The following is a 363-nucleotide window of genomic DNA, read 5'->3' on the forward strand; positions in this document are numbered from 1 at the left end:
CCCGCCGCGACCGGCTCGCCCAGCTCGCTGGTGAGCGCCGCGGCGCGCGCGGCCACCTCGTCGGCGTCGAGGAAATCGAGATAGCGCATGCGCCCGGCCACCTCGCTGGCCTGGTACCACAGCATGCGCTGGCCGGCGCGGTTGATGCCCGTCACCAGCCCGTCGCGGTCGAAGGTGATCACGCACAGCGCGGTGTGGTCGAGCACGCGCGAGGTGCGCTCGGCCTGCTCGGCCGCCGCCAGCTCGGCGCGGCGCACCGCGCTCAGGTCGGTGACCGTCCACAGCACGCGGCCGGCGCCGGCCGCCGGCACCGGCGTGGCGGTCACGCGCGCCGGGAACACGGTGCCGTCGGCCTTGCGCGCG

1 protein-coding gene is annotated in these 363 nt (G+C 77.1%); it reads right to left on the reverse strand.

The window, feature by feature from the left end:
• The coding region (locus K206_RS39915) for a PAS domain-containing protein (protein ID WP_043367539.1) at positions 1–363 on the reverse strand (363 nt) is incomplete at both ends.

Origin of the sequence: Cupriavidus sp. WS, assembly GCF_000395345.1 — a bacterium.
In the GTDB taxonomy this organism is placed as follows: domain Bacteria; phylum Pseudomonadota; class Gammaproteobacteria; order Burkholderiales; family Burkholderiaceae; genus Cupriavidus; species Cupriavidus basilensis_B.